The sequence below is a fragment of the Candidatus Poriferisocius sp. genome (genome assembly GCF_965202595.1).
Classification (GTDB): Bacteria; Actinomycetota; Acidimicrobiia; order Acidimicrobiales; family Bin134; genus Poriferisocius.
Genome location: NZ_OZ241836.1, coordinates 1,094,965 through 1,112,821, shown reverse-complemented (window position 1 = coordinate 1,112,821; position 17,857 = coordinate 1,094,965). Strand labels below are relative to the sequence as shown.

Sequence of the window (17,857 nt, the reverse complement as noted above, 5' to 3'; positions counted from 1 at the left end):
GGTGCTCTCGAGGGCCTGGTGTTGAACTGAGTGGATTTGGCCCTTTTGGTTGGGAATGGTCGAGAGTTGGTGGGTTGGGTCAGCGGGGTGTTTCGGCGGCGGCGCTGCGGCCTGCCACCCGACCGAAGGCCAAAGCGTCCCCGATGTGGAAACCACCATCCTTGCACCAGCTATAGGTCGAGCTGACCGTGCCCGCGGCGTACAAGCGCCCGATGACCTCACCGAAGGGGTCGAGTACCTGGGCCTTCTCGTTGCGGCGGGGGCCACCATTGGTCCAACCCAGAAGCGGGGCCGAGGTGAACCCGTAGAACGGAGGTGTTTCCAGCGGGGTGAGGGTGGCTCGGGGACGGCCCAGCGGGTCGTGGCCGGCCGCGCAGGCCTGGTTCCACGCCTCCACCGATGCCTCCAGCCCTTCGGGATCCACCCCCAACCGCTCAGCCAGCTCTGCGGGGGTATCGCCGGCGAGGATCCACCCCTTGTCGATCTCAGCCGAGTTGTCGGCACTCCACTCGTAGCCCTCCATGAGCAGGTTCCAACCCACCGGGAGGATCTCCCTGGGGGGTGAGATGGGGCCGGCGAGCCGGGTGGCTTCGTCGAACACCACCTGTAGGGGCCGTCGCTGGAACAGCTCGTAGGCACCATTTATCAGCCCGTGGCCATGCCCTTGGGGAGGGATCTCATTATGGGGTCGTCGCCCGTCGTTGCCCACGCATATGAAACCCTGGGAGAAGATGAACATTACGTACATGCCGGCCTCGAACCCATCGGCCGCCAGGCCGAGGGTGGCCGCCATGTTGTCCATGTGCCACAGATCGGCACCGACCTTCTGGGCCATCTTGATACCGTCACCGGTGCCGGCGGGTGACCCCCACACCGGGGAACCGGGCAATTGCAGGTAATCGCGCACCATCTCCGGGTTGTTCTCAAAGCCACCGGTGGCCAGCACCACCCCCCGGCGGGCCCCCACCCGTAGCGGCGCGCCCCCAGAGGAGGCCACCACCCCGATGACTGAGCCGTCTTCACCGGTCACCAACTCTTTGGCCGGGGTGTCCAGCAGCACTTCCACCCCCCGGTCCCGCACGGCGGCCGACAGTGCTTTGAACAGCAGTTGCCGACCCATCTCCCCGTTTACCCCCAGGTAACCTCCGTAGAACTCGGCACCGGGCATCTCGGGATACTCGGGCTGGTAGTCGGCATGAACACCGGGGGTCACACCCAGGCTCTCCAGCCACTCCGTGTTCTTGTAGGTCTCCTGGGCCCACACCTGCACCACCGGCTCGGGCAAGGTATAAGGGCCGCACAACGACCGCAGATAGACCGCCATCCCGTCGGGGTCGAGACTATTGAACCAGATGCCTCCGGAGATGCGGGTATTGCCTCCCTCCCGGCCCTCGGGCATCTTCTCCAGCAGGAGAACCGACGCTCCCGCATCGGTTGCGGCGATGGCGGCGGCACATCCGGCCGCGCCCATACCCAGCACCACCACATCGGCTTGCCGGTCCCATTGATCGCTCATGGTCACACCAGCTTGCCGGTCCCATTGATCGCTCATGGCCACACCAGCTTGCCGGTCCCATTGATCGTTCATGGTCATCACCTATCAGGCAGCAACTTTTGGTTGCTGTAGTGGCTGGAAATTATGTCCCATTGATCGCTCATGGCCACACCTATCAGGCCGGTGCTTGTACCCGGTAGAGCTTCTCGGCGTTGCCCCAGAGAAGCTGATGGCGGGCTTCGGGGGGCAGGTGGCCGATGCTGGCCGCAATCTTCTCCTGCACGTTGTCGTACAGACAGGTGGGGTGGGGGAAGTCGGTCTCGAACAGCACGTTGTCCAGCGGGATCCTGCTTCCCAGCAAATCCTGGGGGGCCGACTCCTCGAACCAGAACGTTGTGTACACCTGCTCCGCGAAGTACTCGCTGGGCAGCTTGTCGAACTCGGGCCGCTCCCTCGGACCACCCCCCTCAATGAACTGGTGGTCCAGCGCTTCCAGCATGAACGGTAGCCAGCCGATCCCCGACTCCACCGACACCACCCGCAGCTTCGGGAAGCGGGGCAGCACGCCCGATAGCAACAGATCGCACACCTGGATCCCGTTCTTGGTGAAAAGATCCACCGATTGCAGGGCGTAGGCCTCGGCGAAACCTCGACGCTCCACCCGGGTGTGGTCCCAGTTGAACTCACCGCTACCGATGTGGAAGGACACCACCATGTCGTTATCGCACACCGCCGACCAGAATGGGTTCCAGTGGGGCTCACCCAGGTACGGCAGCCCGAACACCTGGGGCTCGCCGGTGAAGTTCACCGACCGGTAGCCCATAGCGGCACACCGCTCCACCTCGGCCACCGCGCCATCCACATCCCAGAACGGGGTGGCCATCGACGGGATGAGCCGCCGGGAATCGGCGCTGCACCACTCCACCAGGAAGTCGTTGTAGGCCCGAACGCACGATTGCTTCAGATCGGCCTCGGCAATCGACAAGAACCGTTGGGCACCGAACCCGCCCACATTGGGATACAGAACCTCGGCCCATACCCCCCGCCGATCCATCAGCTTCAAGCGAGCGTCGGCATCGTAGGCCGCCGGATGCACCTCGTGATAGCCCGCCGGCGAGTCGGGCATGGGCTTGGGCCAACCGGCCGGAGCGGTCGGGCCCACCGCCCCGATGCGGTCATCGCCCAGCAACCAGATCTGGCGACCATCGATCACCTCCACTCGAGGCACGCGGTCACGGTGGCGGGCGGCAACTCGACTGGTCCAGGTGTCGGCCGGCTCGGTGATGTGGGTGTCGACGTCGATGATCGAATAGGCCATACCCAAGTTTCGCACCAATCAGCCGCTCATAGAAATAAAACACCTTGCCGGCCGGTCCGGTATCGGTCAAAGATGGGGCCCATGAGCCGCGCGGGGAGCACCGGGGATGCCGAACCGGGCGAGCGCAGCGACTTCGTTGATGCCAAGTCGAGCCAACGCAGCGACTTCATTGATACCAAGTCGAACCAACGCAGCGACTTCGTTGATGGCAAGTCGAGCCAACGCAGCGACTTCATTCGCACCTTGGTCAACCGGAATATCGCCGAGGGAACTTTCGCCGGTCGGGTGCAGACCCGGTTCCCCCCCGAACCCAACGGCTATCTCCACATCGGCCACGCCAAGTCCATCTGTTTGAACTTCGACCTGGCCGGCGAGTTCAACGGCACTTGCAACCTCCGCCTGGACGACACCAACCCCGAGACCGAGAGATCCGATTTCGTCGCCGCCATTGAGAACGACCTGGCTTGGCTGGGTTACCAATCCGATCGGGGCACCCTTTACGCCTCCGATTACTTCGAGCCGCTCTACCACTGGGCGGAAGACCTGATCCGGGCCGGGCTGGCCTATGTGGACGACCAGGACGCGGCGACCATCTCGGCCACCCGAGGCAGCTTCACCGAACCGGGCACCCACAGCCCCTGGCGGAACCGGACGGTTGATGAGAACCTGGACCTGTTCCGTCGCATGCGGGCCGGCGAGTTCGCCGACGGTGAGCGGGTGTTGCGGGCCCGAATAGACATGGCCCATGAGAACATGCTCATGCGCGACCCGGTGTTGTACCGCATTCGCCACCAGACCCATCACCGCACCGGCGACCGATGGTGCATCTATCCCACTTACGACTGGGCCCACGGCCAGAGCGATGCCCTGGAGGGTGTGACCCACTCGATCTGCACCCTGGAGTTCGATGCCCACCGCCCGCTGTACGACTGGTTCCTAAAACATCTCGACCTGCCCGGGGATCGCCCCCGGCAAACAGAGTTCGCCCGCCTGAACCTGACTCACACCGTGCTGTCCAAGCGTCGCCTTTCGGAGCTGGTGTCAAAAGGCCATGTATCCGGGTGGGACGATCCCCGCATGCCCACCCTTCAAGGTCTGCGCCGGAGGGGCTACCCGCCAAACGCAATCCGGCAGTTCTGCCGCCACATCGGGGTGGCCCGGGTGGACGGCACCGTGGAGGTGGAGCTGCTGGAATCCTTCGTCCGCCGGGAGCTGAACGCGGTGGCTCTGCGCCGGATGGCGGTGCTCGACCCGCTACGGCTGGTCATCGAAAACTATCCCGAGGGCCAAACGGAGATGCGGGAGGCCGCCAACAACCCCGAGGATCCCTCGGCGGGTACCCGGCAGGTCCCGTTCTCACGAGTCCTCTACATCGAACGGGACGACTTCATGCTCGATCCGCCCCCCAAATTTTACCGGCTGGCTCCCGGCCGGGAAGTCCGCCTGAGATCGGGCTACTTCGTAACCTGCACCGGGGTGGAAACCGACATAGACGGCAGGGTGACCGAGGTCCGCTGTGTTTACGACCCCGACACCGGATCGGGCCAAGCCCCCGATGGGCGCAGGGTGCGGGCCACCATCCACTGGGTATCCGCGGCCCACGCCCACCGCGGCCAGGCCTTGCTCTACCAGCACCTGTTCACCCACCCTTACCCCGGTGCCGACGGCACCGATCCGATGGACTCGCTGGCCCCCGACTCCATCCGCCTCGTGGAGACGGCCCGCTTCGAGCCGGCCATGGCCGACATCGCCCCCGGCCAGGTGGTCCAGTTCGAGCGCCTCGGCTATTTCGCCCGCGACCCCGAGGCCCCCGATCGGTTCCACCGCACCGTAGGTCTGCGCGACGAATGGGCCCGCGTCCAGAAACGCCGACCCGGTAGGTAGCCCTTCCCCGGCCGAACCGAATCTCCTGGCCGATAATCGTTCCCATGGGGACTTATCCACCCAAATATCTACCCTAAATCGGGTCGAGGGGCACCCATTCGGGTTCGCGTTTTTCGGTAAAGGCGGCCGGCCCCTCGATCTGGTCGGGATGACCCCACATCCCCGTCATGTGGGAGGCACCAACCCGGCAGGCGGTGGTGAGGCCATGCTCCAGAGCATCCCAAAGAGCTTTTTTCGTGGCCGCCATGGCCGAGGGGGAGTTGCGGGCAACGGCCTCGGCGATCTCCCCGGCTCGCTCCCGCAGCCGCTCGGGCGGATCCACCACCTCGCTGATCATTCCCAACTCGTGGGCCCGCTGAGCCCCCATTCGCTCGTGGACCCCCATCAGGGCCATACGCATCACCGCCTCGGCCGGCATCTTCTTGAGCAGCGCGATGGCTTCGAGGGCCACTACCTGTCCCACAGAAACGTGAGGATCGAAAAACTGGGCATCGGATGCCGCAATGGCGATGTCGGCATCGGCCACCCAGTGGAATCCACCCCCGCAGCAGATGCCGTTGATTGCGGTGATCACCGGCTTTCGCACTTGCTGATGCCAAGAAGTGAAGTGAAGATCGAAGTTCTCCACCGACTCCCGGTAACGCTCCATGCCCTGCCCGTCGGTGGCCAGCTCTGTCACGTCCACCCCGGTTTGGAAGGCCCGCCCCTCCCCGGTGTGGACAATCACCCGCACTTCCGGATCCCGGTCGAGCGCCAGCCAGGCCTCGGCCAACTCATCTCGCATCAAGGAGTTCATGGCGTTGAGCTGGTCAGGCCGGTTGTTGATCAACCACCCCACCCGGCCGCGGCGCTCCACGATCAGTGTCTCATAGCCCATGGAATCAGTTTGGCTCAGCTCCACCCCTGCGAACCGGTTCGAAGCCAACCCCTTGATGGCGAGATCACTGCCATCGAAGAATCCGCCCTCACCCCCGCGAACCGGTTCGCGGGCTACTCTTCAGGGCTACTCTCGTTTCGTGAACGATGGACGACACCCTGGTGGCATAACCGACGAAGCGGTGGCGGCGCTTCGGAGCCGCATAGGCTCAGCCACGCCCCATCCCCAACCACCCCGTTTCCAGGTACCCAACGAGGATGCTTTCCGGCAGGTGGCCGAAGCCTACGGTGACGACAATCCCCTGTGGTGCGACCCCGAGTACGGGTTGGGGACCGTGTGGGGCGGACCCATCGCCCCGCCGCCGATGGTGGGCGGGGATACGCTGATCGGCGAGAACGAGGTGGAGCGGCTGGATCCGAAAACCGCCGCCCTACTCAGGGGAGATCCACTCAGGGGAGCGCAGGCCCACTACTCGGCCAGCCACCGGGAGTGGTGGCAACCCCTGCGACCCGGTACCCGGGTTACCCGGCGCAACGCGCTGGTCGGAGTTCACGACAAGCGGAGCCGGTTCGCTAATCGAGCGATCCACGAATGGACCGCCGAGGTGTTCGCAGCCGGCGGAGGGCCGGTGCTGTCAGCCCAGTACCGGCTCATGATCCGCACCGATCGGGCCGAGGCCCAGGCCACCCGCCATGAGCGGGAGAGCCTGATCGAACCCTATGGCACCGATGAACTGGCTCGCATTGACGAGGCCTACGCCGCCGAACCCGGCAACCGCCGGGGCGCGGAACCCCGGTGGTATGAGGACACCGAGGTGGGGGACGAGCTTGCTCCTCTGGTGAAGGGGCCACTGCGGGTGACCGACATTGTTTGCTGGCACGCGGGCATGGGTATGGGGCTCTACGGGGTCAAAGCCCTGCGCCTGGGGTACCAGCAGCGCCGGCGGGTGCCCCGCTTTTTCCGACCCGATGCCCTCGGTGTCCCCGATGTGCAGCAGCGGGTCCACTGGGATCCCGAGTGGGCCGAGAGAGCGGGTAGTCCCGCGGTGTACGACTACGGGCGAATGCGGGAATGCTGGCTTACTCACCTGTGCACCGACTGGATGGGTGACGATGCCTGGTTGTGGCGGTTGGACTGCCAGTTCCGAGGATTCAACTATGTGGGCGATACCCACTGGATGCGAGGTCGGGTGGCTCGCAAGTACTTGGCCGGTGGCGACCTCCCGGCAGTGGATCTGGATATCTGGGGGGAGAACCAGCGGGGCGAGACCACAACCCCGGGGCATGCCACCGTTCTGCTGCCCAGCCGGGAGCACGGGCCGGTCCGGCTTCCCAACGCCCCGGGCGGAGCCTCGACTTCGGCGGAAGCGCTGGAAGCTCTGGTGGAGCGGTTCGCGGCCATGGAAACCGGCGAAGGCGCAGAACCGGAGCATCACCGATCATGAAGCCCTACCCCCCGGCGGTGAAACCGGTCGGGTTGCTACGCTCGGAGCACCACCGATCATGAAGCCCTACCCCAACCCACCGGAGGGACTGAGAGTGGTCTCGTCCCCACCGCTGCTGATCCTCACCCTGGACCGTCCCCAGCGTCGCAACGCACTGACCGACGACATCGTTCTCACACTTATCGACACCCTGGAAGCCGCCGGCTCCGACGAGGATGTTCGGGCAGTACTACTCAATGCCGAGGGCGACAACTTTTGCAGCGGCTTCGACCTGGCCGGTCGGATCGGAAGTGGCCCCCGGCCCCGACCGGGCAGCATCTCCCGCCGCATGCCCTATCTGGTGAACCGGCTCATCCCGGTGATGCTGGAGGTGCAGGTACCCATCGTGGGCGCGATACAGGGATGGGCTGTGGGTCTGGGCCTCAGCCTGGTACTGGCCTGCGACTTCGCGGTAGCTGCTGAGGATGCCCGGCTACGGGCACCGTTCACCTCCATGGGCATTACCCCCGACAGTGGGATGTCATGGCTCCTGCCCCGTTTGGCCGGGATCAGCCGGACCAAACGGATGTTGATGCTGGGCGAGGAGATTTCCGGAGCCGACGCCGCTGCTTGGGGACTTATCCATCAAGCGGTTCCCGCCGACCACGTCGATGCCGAGGCTTTGGCGCTGGCCACCCGGTTGGCGGCCTCGGCCACCGTGTCCATCGGGCTGACCAAAACCCTCATCAGCCGCAGTTCCGGTAGAAGCCTGGAGTCTCATCTGGGCGACGAGGCCTTCGCCATGGAGTTGTCATCCCGCTCGGCCGACTTTCGGGAATGGGCCGCATCCCGCCACCAGGGCCGACCCCCCAACTTCACCGGAAGGTAGAACCCCATCTCAGCTCCTAGACGCTAATCTGCTGGCATGTTGGTACTGGATCCGACGGCAGTCCCGCAGGCTATTGACCCGGACCGGGGCCCCGATGCCGGTCCGCTGATCGGTAAGCGGGTGGGCATCCGCTACGACCTCACCTGGCGCTCGTTTTTGTGGACCACCGAGGAGTGGACCCACAAGCTGACCGCGGCTGGTGCCGAGGTGATGCCGTGGTGCTCAGAATCCCGCCAGGATGTCAAGCTCAAGGACGCGGTTCTGGTGGAGCTGGACAACTTCGCCACCGATGTGGACATCGCCATCGTCGGCCTTGGCAATTGAGGAAGCTGCACCTCCTGGACCGTCCACGACGCAGTCGCGATAGCGTCCAGGGGCAAGACGGCGGTCGCCGTCGTTACCGAGGAGTTCGTGCCGCTGGCCGGGATCATGGCCCGCAACCTGGGCCGGTCCGGCTTGCGACTGTGTGTGTTGCCCTACCCACTTGACACGCGCCCCGAGCCAGACGTGCGCCAGATCGCCCACGATTTCTGGCCAACGCTGCTGAACTCGCTGGGAGTTCCCTCGTAAATGACTCCTGACGGGGATACCCCCAGGCCCAACGACCCAGCCGAAGTTCCCGACGACGTATTCCTGGCTGAACCGGATTACGAACAGCCCAGGCCCAACGACCTAGCCGAAGTTCCCGACGACCCGGTGGACTTCATGGCCTGGGCCCTTGATCGAGGCTGGGGTGATGGCTTGCCCCTGATCCCGCCCACCCCCGAGCGGGTGTCCCGTTTCACCGCCGCCGCCGGCCGGCCGGCCGACTCGGTGCTGCTGGAGGTTCCCCCGGCCAACGCCTGGTGCACGGTGGAGAAACTGGCGGTGAACGCCTGCATGGCCGGTGCCGCCCCCGAGGCCATGCCGCTGATGATGGCCGCTCTGGAGGCCATGGCCGAGCGACCGTTCGACCTGTTCGCCCTCAACACCACCACCAGCTCGGTGGTGCCTTGCCTGTTCGTGAACGGCCCGGCACGCGATCGGCTGGACCTGCCCTACCGGGCCGGATGCTTCGGGGGGGCCGCCGGAGCCGGACCGGCCATCGGGCGAGCTCTCCGGCTGGTCATGCGCAATGTCGGTGGTCAGGTGGTCGGGGAGACCTCCAAGTGCGTGCTGGGCCAACCCGCCCGGGTGGTGGGGCTGGTGATGGGCGAGTGGGAGGAGCGGTCGCCGTGGCCACCCCTGGCCGAACGCCGGGGAGCGAGCGGCGACGCGGTCACCGTCTACGGCACCATCGGCACCATGGATATCGCCGACATCGCCGCCAATGACGGCCCGTCGCTGGCCTGGGTCATTGGCCAGTCACTGGCCTATGTGGGTACCAACGCCTACATCTCCCACTGGGGGGCCGAGGTAATGGTGGTGGTTCCCCCTCCCTGGGCCGCCATGCTGGCCGCCTCCTACCCATCTCTGGAAGACGTGCAGGAGGCCCTGTGGTCCAATGCCTGCCACCGGGTGGACGAGTTCCCTGAAACCCATCAAAAGTGGCTGGCCGAACGCAACCGGGTCAGTCCAGATGGCACCGCATACATCGTGGAGCAACCGTCGGATGTGATCGTGATGTGCGCCGGCGGCCTTGGCAACCTGCACGCCGGCGGTCTTCACAGCTTCGGCCCCACCCGAGCGATCACCCGGCCTTTTTGAACTGATGAGGCCCGACCCCGGTACCGGTTCGGCGGTGGTCACGGTCGTGGCCGGCGGCAACCCCCCGACCCCTGCTGAGATCGCCCGCCTTCCCGCCAATCCGGTGATAGTGGCAGCCGACGCGGGACTCAATCACGCCCTGGCCGCTGGTCTGACCGTGGCCGTAGCGGTAGGGGACATGGACTCTGTGGCAACCGAGGCGCTGTCAGCCGCCGAGAGGGCCGGAACCCGCATAGAGCATCACCCGATGGACAAGGACCGAACCGATCTGGAACTGGCCCTGGAGTTGGCCACCCGGCTTGCGGACAGGGTGATCGTCATCGGGGGGGGTGGTGGGCGGCTGGATCACCTGATCGGCAATCTGGTCGTCCTGGCCTCTCCGACCTGGGCCGGGGTGGCCATTGAAGCCTGGCAGGACGGGGCCCGAGCCTTGGTGGTCCGAGGTCAACGCACGCTGGAGGTCGAACCCGGCGCTACCGTGTCCCTGTTCGCCCTGGGCGGCCCCGCCCGGGTGACCACCACCGGATTGATCTGGCCCCTGGACAACGAGGTACTGGAACCCCTAACCAGCCGGGGCGTGAGTAACCGAGCCACAACTTCCTGCCCCACGGTGTCGGTTACCGAGGGAGTGATACTGGCGGTTATGCCGTAGGACGCTCAGCCGGGAAAACCCGATTGCCCTCGACCTGGATCCGCTGACGACGCAACCGGAGGGTGGCGATCCGCCATTGGCCGTCATTGCCCTTGCGGTAGGTCTCCTCATACCAGCCGGTACCCCACATCTGACCCACACCGCTGTCCGGCGGCCAGTCCAGATGATCCTCCATCGACCACACTCCCGACGCGGTATCGGGTCCGTGGATGCTGATTTCGCTCATATGACCGTGATGGGTGGTGATTATCGGGGCCAAAATGGGCTCCAGGTACTGGCGGAAGGACCGGTTACCGGTGATGTCTGACCCCTCCCCGGTGTCGTCGGGGGTGGAGATAACCACATCCTCACAGAACACGTCCTCCCACTCATCCCACCGTTTCTGGTCCATCAACCGGAAATACCGAGCCTTGAGTTGACGAATGGCTTCGATCTCCAGCAAATCCTCATAAGTCATGGACTGGAAGCTAGCCGGTTGCGACCCTCACAAGATGCCTGAAGGCGGGCCAAGTCTCCGGTATCGTGCAGACCGATCACGTCGTAAACCGGTTTATCGGGACCGGTGACCGTCTTTAGCGCCAGATCACCGCTGCTGTTGGGGAGCGGCCGGTCGGTGGTCAGCAGGACCAACCGATGAGGCGAGCCGCCGGCATGCAGCACCGCTGCTTTACCCAACGCCTTCCACAACGTGTCCGTGCGGCGAAGCCCGGGGCGCTGGGTGATGCTAAAGGCACCTGATACGTCGAAGAGCCATTCCTGTCCCTGCTGGTCGACCGCCTGAAAGTTGACCTCCACCCCGCAGGAGAAGCGAACCTTCTCGCGAATATCGCGAAAACCACTCTGCTCCAAGGCAACACGAGCAATCTCCTGGGCTTTGCGGCCCTGCTGCACGGCCCGAGCCTGAAAGTCATCACTCCAGTCGGCGTTGGCCGACGGGGCAACCGTCACCTGCCAGCGGGCCCCGTCCGAACGCTGGTTGAGCTGTTCCCGCTCCTTGGCGATGCGCTGCTGGGCCAACTCGATGTAGTGGGCCTCGGTGTCGAAACCGACGTAGTGACGTCCGGTGCGAATCGCGGCCACCGCGGTGGTGCCGGCCCCCATGAACGGGTCGAGCACCAAATCATTCCGGTAGGTGTACAGATCGATCAGCCGCTGGGGTAACTCCACCGGAAACGGCGCGGGATGACCCACCCTGGTGGCCGACTCCGGGGGGATCTCCCACACGTCGGTGGTGGCCTCCATGAACTCGTCGACGTAGGCAGTGCCGTTTGAGGGCATCCCCCTTCGAGCTCGCTCAGCAGCCGGAACCGCTCGGTCGAAGCGTCCCTTGGACGCGATCAGGACTCGCTCGGTGAGATCTCGCAGCACCGGGTTCGCCGGCCGCTGGAAACTGCCCCAGGCACAGTTGCCGCTCGCTCCTCGGGCCTTGTGCCAGATCACCTCACCTCGTAGTAGTAGCCCCAGGCGATCCTGGAGTATGGAAATCACGTCGGCCGACAAGGATCGGTACGGGCGCCGCCCCAGGTTGGCCACGTTCACCGCAATGCGCCCGCCCGGTTCCAATTTGCGCACGCATTCGAGGAACACCTCGCTCAGCATGTCCAGGAAGGCAAAGTAGTCGGCAGGAACGTGGCCTTGGCCCACCGCCTGCTCGTACTCCTTGCCAGCAAAATAGGGGGGCGATGTGACCACGAGGGCAACCGAGCCATCGGCCACCTTCCCGCAAGCATCCATGTCGCGGGCATCACCCACCCATAGCTGATCGCGGCACGCCGGTTGGGAAACCTCGGCATCCCCGCTCATCTCGGGCACCGGGAACCGGCTGTAGAAAGCCGACGCGTCATGGCCCTCACGCCGCCCCACCCCGAAGCTGGAAGTCGAGGTTCCTCTGCGATGCCGGTCAAATTCCACTACATCGAAGTTACAACGCGGTGATGACAGTGTGACGGAACCCCCTCACAGTGGGGTCCCGACTACGGGGCTCTGCCGGTACATCAACCGATAGGTTCAGGTACCACCCATTGATCCCTCACAGTGGGGTCCCGACTACGGGGCTCTGCCGGTGGTGGGGACCGAGGCTTCGACTCGACCTTCCAGGCGACCCACCCTTCGACACAGGTCCATGACGGTGTCGGTGAGTTTGTCGATCCGGTTGCTGACCCGCTTGAAACCGTCGTTCATCTCCGCCCGGAGCTGCGCATTGTCGGCCCGCACTTCTGCCAAACCGGTTCGCATCTCCGCCCGGAGCTGCGCATTGTCGGCCCGGCCTTCTGCCAAACCGGTTCGCATCTCCGCCCGGAGCTGGGCATTGTCGGCCCGCCGAGCGCGGTCCAAATAAAGCATCAGGGTAATGACAACCCCCAGCACGGCTAGTATCGCTTGCTCCATGAGGTTCTCCTCACTGGATTTTTTCTGGGGGGAAGCGAAATCAGCATACCATGCGAATCAGTCGCACCTCTGCTGCCGATTCAACCGGCTTGGCAATGCCACCGACCGGTCCGGTGCTCCAGCGCCAGGGGCATTTCGAAACAGGCTGAGAGCGTTTCGGAGGTGAGCACCGCTCCCAGAGGGCCTTGGGCCAGCACCCGACCCTGGCGTAGGAGCAGCACGTGCGTGAACCCGGGAGGGATCTCCTCGGTGCGGTGGGTAACCATTACCAGGGGCGGGGCGGCAGGATCGGCAGCCAGGCGGGCGAGATCGGCCACCAGCATCTCCCTACCCCCCAGGTCCAGAGCGGAGGCGGGCTCGTCCAGCAGCACCAAACCGGGGTCGGCCATCAGGCTGCGGGCAAGCTGCACCCGCTGGCGCTCGCCCGAGGACAGGGTGGAGATGGCACGGTTTCCCACCCCTCCCGCTCCCACCCGTTCCAGCAGTTCCTCCGCTCGTTGCCGATCAACGCCGGTGTAGTCGTGCCACCACGGCTCCAGCGCCCCGTGGCGGGCCGTCATCACCACATCGGCCGCAGTCAGATCGGGGCGCAGCATCTGGGCCAGCGAGGGCGACACGAACCCCACCCGGTGCCGCAATCGGCGCACATCCACCCGGCCCAAGCGCCAACCCAGCACCTCCACCTCACCGGTGGTCGGATGCTCATACAGGGCGGCAATCCTCAGCAGCGTGGTCTTACCGCTGCCGTTGGCCCCCAGCACCACCCAGTGCTGACCTTCGACCACTTCCCAATCCACCTCAGCAAGGATTGGATGCCGGTCGCGGGTGAGCCCCACTCCTGCCAGCCGCAGTACCGAAGCGCGCTCAGAACCGAATGACATGGGAGAAACGCGCTCAGAAGCAGTCATGACATGGGAAAAACGCGCTCAGAAGCAGTCATGACATGGGAAAAACGCGCTCAGGACCGATCATGAATCTCAGTTGGTGTGGGCCATCCAGGTGGAATACATGTCGGCGTAGTGGCCGCCGAGGGCCACCAACTCGTCATGAGTGCCTATCTCGGTGATCCGGCCGCCCTCCACCACCGCGATCCGGTCGGCTCGCATGGCGGTGGCCAGCCGGTGGGCAATGATGATGGCCGTCCGCCCCTCCAGCACCACATCAAGTGCAGCCTCGATCTTGGACTCCGACCGTAGATCAAGATTGGAGGTGGCCTCGTCCAGCACCAGAACCCGGGGCCGTGCCAGAAACGCCCGAGCCAGTGCCAATAGCTGTCGCTCGCCGGCCGAGAGCGACGCTCCCCGCTCATGGACCAGGGAGTTGACATCGTCGGGCAACCGCTCCAGCAAATCGGTCAGGCCAACAGCTCGGCAAGCCTCCATCACCTCGGCCATTGAGGCCTCGGGGCGGGCAAAAGCCACGTTGTCCCGGATGGAACCGTAGAACAGGAACGGCTCCTGGGGGACCACTCCCAACTGGCGGCGGAGCGATGCCAGTGTGACCGTTCGCAGATCGTGACCATCAATGCAAACCGTTCCCCACTGGGGGTCGTAGAACCGGACGATCAACTTGGCCACCGTGGATTTGCCCGCCCCGGTGGGCCCGACCACGGCCAGGCTTTCACCCGGTGCCAACCGCAGGCTCACATCGTGCAGGACCGGGGTGTCGTCATAGCCGAAGCTCACCCCGCTCAAGGTGATCTCCCCCTCGATGGGAGGCAGGTCCACCGCGTCGGGGGCTTCCGACACCGAGGGCTCGTTGATGAGAAGCTCCCGGAGTTTCCTGGCCGATGCCTGACCCTGCTGGTAACCGTTGTAAAGCTGCACCATCTGCTGGATGGGAGCGAAAAAGAACGTCAGGTAGAGAACGAAGGCGGTCAGCTCCCCGGCGGTGAGGCGACCGTTAATCATCATGGTTCCGCCGATCACCAGCAGGACGGCCTGACCGATGATGACTATGGCTTCGGTAGCGGGGGCATAGATGGACGCGGCTCGAACGCCGGCCAGGTTGGCATCCTTGTGCCGCCCGACCACGTTGGTGTGGTGGATGATGTTATGACGGCGGCGGTTGTGAGCGGTGATAACCCGAATACCGGCCAGGCTCTCCTGCAAGTCGGCCAGCACTTCAGCAATGCGATCCCTAACCAATCCGTAATACCGGTCGGACACCTTCCGGAACCAGTTGCTCAAAAGCAGAGTGCCTGGCACCACGATAACGAGAGTCAGCACCGCCAGAAGAGGGTTCAAATAGAACAGCACGCCGGTGATCACCGTGAGCACCAAACCCTGAACCGCAAAGTTCACCAAACCCTCTTGGAATAGCACGGTCAGGGCCTCAATATCACTGGTCATGCGGGTCATCAGCACACCGGCCTTCTCCTCGGTGAAGAAGTTCAGCGACAACCGCTGATAATGGGTGAACACTCGCATTCTCAAGTTGTACATGAGCATCTCGCCCAACTTGCCGGTATAGCGGATGCGCAAGGAGGAGCTGAGCGCATGAGCGGCCACGGTGCCCAAAAAAACCGCGGCCACCACCAGCAGCACCCGCAGATTGCCGGAACGAACACCGTGATCGATGCCCAACTGAGCCAGAAGCGGTCCCGACTGCATCATCACCGATTCAACGACCACCAGCAGCGATGCCACTACCATCCGGCCGCGGAAGGGCCAAAGGAGCGAGCGCAGCGTCAACGGCGGGTCGGCCGGTTGGCGGTGGCTAAAATCTACCTCGACCGGTGGATACTCGGGTTCGGCCCTCAACACCTCCTCGACATGAGCCCGCAGATTGCCGGGCACGCTGGCATGGGGTAGTCCGGCATCACGAGCTGCGTTTTGGGCCTGGGGGCCGCCGAAGTATCCTCCCCACCCCATTATCGGCCATTCCGAGAATTATCGTCCATCGCGTCATCATGGTGGCGGGCCAGAATTTCCTCATAGAGGGAGTCGGTAGCCAGTAGCTCGGCATGGGTGCCCATGCTCACCACCCGACCCCGGTCCAGAACGACCACGCGCTCGGCCAGGCTTATAGTGGACAGGCGGTGGGCAATGATGATGGTGGTGCGGTTGGCCATCAGCTCTTGCAGCGCCTGGTGGATGGCCTCCTCCACGGTCACATCTATGGAACTGGTGGCATCGTCCAGCACCAACACCTTGGGATTGGCCAGCAGGGTACGGGCGATGGCGACCCGCTGCCGCTGGCCACCCGACAGGGTGTAACCCCGCTCACCGATCACGGTGTCGTACCCGCTGGCTAGTCCCTCGATAAACCCATGGGCCTGGGCTGCTTCGGCAGCGGCCATAACCTCGGAACGGGAAGCATCGGGACGGCTGTAGGCGATGTTGTCGTGAATCGATGCCGAAAACAGGAACGGCTCATCCAGCACCAAACCCACCGTGTGACGCAGGCTACGCAGGGTCACGTCTCGAACATCGGTTCCATCGATGCATACCGACCCGCCATCCACGTCATAGAACCGGTCCAGCAACCGGGTCACGGTGGACTTGCCGCTTCCGGTTCGGCCCACGATGGCCACCCGTTCCCCGGGTTCGATATGCAATGTAAACCTGTCCAGTACCGGGGTTTGGGGGTTGTAACCGAACCGGACATCCTTGAAATCCACCTGCCCCCGGGGAGCAATCATGTCCACTGCGGTCGGGGAGTCGATGATCTCGGGCTCCTCGTCAAGAATCTCGTAAATCCGCTGGGCGGCGGCACTGGCCCGCTGGCCCTGCATCAGCACGAACCCGGCCATGCGGAATGGCACTTGAAGCATGATCACGTAAGCACTGAATGCCAGCAGGGTACCGATGGACACCACCCCCTCGATGGCCAACCAGCCCCCGTAGAGCACCACCATGGCGGTACCCAGCCGAGGTAGCGACTCAATGATCGGATTCCAGCGAGCCCGACTCTTGGCGATCTCCACCTGGGCCCACTGGATGCGCTGGGCCGACCTCCCTAGAAGGGCGATCTGGCGCTCCTCGGCGGCGAACGACTTGACCACCCGGGTACCGTTCACGTTCTCGTCCACGATGGTGGCCAGATCGGCCATCCGGGCCTGGCTAACCCATGACAGCGGGAAGACCTGGTCGCGAAACTTGAGACCGAACCAGAAAACGCCGGGTAACGGTGCCAGCGCAACCAACGCCAGCCAGGGGTGTATGTACAACATGAATCCCAGAGCCAGCACGAACATCAACGCGTTCATGCTGATGAGTGGCCCGAAGGAAAGCAGTAGCTGAAGTGATCGGATATCGCTGTTGGCTCGGGAAATCACCTGACCCGACTGGGTACGGTCGTAGTAGGAGAATGACAACCGGGTGAGATGCTCGTACATGATGGCTCGGAGATCGGTTTCCACATTCCAGCCCAGCTTGAACAACTGGTACCGGGAGATCCCACCGAAAATCAACCTTGCCACACCGAAAACGGCAATCAGTACCGCCACGATCCCCAGCGCCCGGCGATCCCCAGTGATGGCCGCGTCCACTGCCGAACGTCCAGCAGCCGGCACGGCCACCTGGGTCGCCAGTGCGAACACGCCGGTGACAACACCGGTCATCAGAGTCCGCCGGTGGGCTCGAACCAGCGGCATCAGACGCTTCATCCAGCCCTTGCTCCGGTCGGGATCAATCCCCACGGCCGGAGGCATGTACTGAGCCGACACTCCTACCGGCTCGAACTCCGGGGACCTTGATCGACCCTCTACCGAGCTCGGCTCGAAACCCAGAGAACCAGCAGCATCGGTCGCGGTCATTTACTGACCTCCCTGCGATCTCGAGCCCGGATCAGCGCCTCATTCCAGAGGGCCAGCCCTTCCAGAGCCCGTGTGGCCTGATCGAGGTCAAGATGGGCGGCTATCCCCGTGATCTGGTCGGCCACTGCCGAGTCGGCTCTGGCCAGTACCCGCCTACCAGCGCCCGTAAGTTCGTGAGCCACTATTCGGCGGTCCGACGGATCGGCACGGCGGTGGAGAAGTCCTCGCTTCTCCAACCCATCGGCTAACGCGGTAACACTGGGCCGGCTCACCGCCAGCCGGCCGGCTACGGCGGATGCCGCGGCGTTGCCTTCCGACAGAAACAAAAGCAAGCGATACTGGGACGGCGAAAGATCCAGGTCTCCCAGAGCCACCGCTACCTGCCGGGCTAGACGCGCCGCGGCCTGAGCTGCGGCTAAGGCGGTTCGAGATGGAGATCGCTCGGAAGGTTGTTCGAGACTCACATGTTTAGTTTCTCTAAAGATT

General features: G+C 64.3%; 16 protein-coding genes and 1 pseudogene. 7 read left to right on the top strand and 10 right to left on the bottom strand.

The genetic code is table 11. The annotated features are described in order from the left end of the window. Positions 1-79: 79 nt before the first annotated feature. Positions 80-1,588, bottom strand: coding sequence for an FAD-dependent oxidoreductase (locus tag ACOGXC_RS05405; RefSeq protein WP_419919683.1), 1,509 nt, complete (start codon positions 1,586-1,588; stop codon positions 80-82). Between the two features lie 82 nt (positions 1,589-1,670). Then, entirely contained in the window at positions 1,671-2,813 is a 1,143-nt protein-coding gene (locus ACOGXC_RS05400) for an amidohydrolase family protein (RefSeq protein ID WP_419919682.1), read from the bottom strand. A gap of 81 nt (positions 2,814-2,894) precedes the next feature. Here ACOGXC_RS05400 and ACOGXC_RS05395 point away from each other — a divergent pair, with 81 nt between their 5' ends. After that, the gene (locus ACOGXC_RS05395; RefSeq protein ID WP_419919681.1) at positions 2,895-4,697 is read left to right on the top strand and encodes a glutamine--tRNA ligase/YqeY domain fusion protein; all 1,803 of its coding nucleotides are present in this window, start codon (positions 2,895-2,897) and stop codon (positions 4,695-4,697) included. Between the two features lie 73 nt (positions 4,698-4,770). Here the strand turns inward: ACOGXC_RS05395 and ACOGXC_RS05390 are convergent, their stop codons facing one another. Continuing rightward, complete coding sequence (locus ACOGXC_RS05390; RefSeq protein ID WP_419919680.1) at positions 4,771-5,574, bottom strand: enoyl-CoA hydratase/isomerase family protein; 804 nt, start codon at positions 5,572-5,574, stop codon at positions 4,771-4,773. Positions 5,575-5,713: 139 nt separating this feature from the next. Between ACOGXC_RS05390 and ACOGXC_RS05385 the strand changes: the two genes are divergently transcribed. The 6 genes and pseudogenes from ACOGXC_RS05385 to ACOGXC_RS05360 all read left to right on the top strand — a co-directional run bounded on the left by ACOGXC_RS05385 (position 5,714) and on the right by ACOGXC_RS05360 (position 10,224). Further along, complete coding sequence (locus ACOGXC_RS05385) at positions 5,714-7,018, top strand: hypothetical protein (RefSeq protein ID WP_419919679.1); 1,305 nt, start codon at positions 5,714-5,716, stop codon at positions 7,016-7,018. A gap of 58 nt (positions 7,019-7,076) precedes the next feature. Then, positions 7,077-7,886 (top strand): enoyl-CoA hydratase/isomerase family protein, encoded by an 810-nt coding sequence (locus tag ACOGXC_RS05380; RefSeq protein WP_419919678.1) that lies wholly within the window; start codon positions 7,077-7,079, stop codon positions 7,884-7,886. A 36-nt stretch (positions 7,887-7,922) separates the two neighbouring features. Continuing rightward, on the top strand, positions 7,923-8,210 hold the full coding sequence (locus ACOGXC_RS05375; RefSeq protein WP_419919677.1) for a hypothetical protein: 288 nt from the start codon (positions 7,923-7,925) through the stop codon (positions 8,208-8,210). 12 nt (positions 8,211-8,222) lie between these two features. Beyond that, positions 8,223-8,456, top strand: a pseudogene (locus ACOGXC_RS05370) (UGSC family (seleno)protein); the annotation flags it as partial. Next, positions 8,457-9,572 (top strand): hypothetical protein, encoded by a 1,116-nt coding sequence (locus tag ACOGXC_RS05365; RefSeq protein WP_419919676.1) that lies wholly within the window; start codon positions 8,457-8,459, stop codon positions 9,570-9,572. A gap of 4 nt (positions 9,573-9,576) precedes the next feature. Further along, a complete protein-coding gene (locus ACOGXC_RS05360; protein WP_419919675.1) occupies positions 9,577-10,224 on the top strand; it encodes a thiamine diphosphokinase in 648 nt (215 codons plus the stop codon). Here the strand turns inward: ACOGXC_RS05360 and ACOGXC_RS05355 are convergent. The 7 genes from ACOGXC_RS05355 to ACOGXC_RS05325 all read right to left on the bottom strand — a co-directional run bounded on the left by ACOGXC_RS05355 (position 10,214) and on the right by ACOGXC_RS05325 (position 17,745). Beyond that, on the bottom strand, positions 10,214-10,681 hold the full coding sequence (locus tag ACOGXC_RS05355; RefSeq protein ID WP_419919674.1) for a nuclear transport factor 2 family protein: 468 nt from the start codon (positions 10,679-10,681) through the stop codon (positions 10,214-10,216). The two genes, ACOGXC_RS05360 and ACOGXC_RS05355, sit on opposite strands and share 11 nt — an antisense overlap. Continuing rightward, positions 10,678-12,135, bottom strand: coding sequence for a DNA-methyltransferase (locus ACOGXC_RS05350; RefSeq protein ID WP_419919673.1), 1,458 nt, complete (start codon positions 12,133-12,135; stop codon positions 10,678-10,680). Before ACOGXC_RS05350 ends, ACOGXC_RS05355 begins: the two co-directional genes overlap by 4 nt. Positions 12,136-12,270: 135 nt before the next feature. Continuing rightward, positions 12,271-12,612 carry a hypothetical protein gene (locus ACOGXC_RS05345; protein WP_419919672.1) on the bottom strand — a complete coding sequence of 114 codons (342 nt, stop codon included), beginning with the start codon at positions 12,610-12,612 and terminating at the stop codon, positions 12,271-12,273. Between the two features lie 80 nt (positions 12,613-12,692). After that, positions 12,693-13,493, bottom strand: a complete 801-nt coding sequence (locus ACOGXC_RS05340) for an ABC transporter ATP-binding protein (RefSeq protein WP_419919671.1) — start codon at positions 13,491-13,493, stop codon at positions 12,693-12,695. Positions 13,494-13,589: 96 nt separating this feature from the next. Beyond that, entirely contained in the window at positions 13,590-15,485 is a 1,896-nt protein-coding gene (locus ACOGXC_RS05335) for an ABC transporter ATP-binding protein (protein WP_419919670.1), read from the bottom strand. After that, positions 15,485-17,371, bottom strand: a complete 1,887-nt coding sequence (locus tag ACOGXC_RS05330) for an ABC transporter ATP-binding protein (RefSeq protein ID WP_419919669.1) — start codon at positions 17,369-17,371, stop codon at positions 15,485-15,487. Before ACOGXC_RS05330 ends, ACOGXC_RS05335 begins: the two co-directional genes overlap by 1 nt. Then, positions 17,368-17,745 carry a MarR family winged helix-turn-helix transcriptional regulator gene (locus ACOGXC_RS05325; protein WP_419919668.1) on the bottom strand — a complete coding sequence of 126 codons (378 nt, stop codon included), beginning with the start codon at positions 17,743-17,745 and terminating at the stop codon, positions 17,368-17,370. Before ACOGXC_RS05325 ends, ACOGXC_RS05330 begins: the two co-directional genes overlap by 4 nt. Positions 17,746-17,857: the final 112 nt, after the last annotated feature.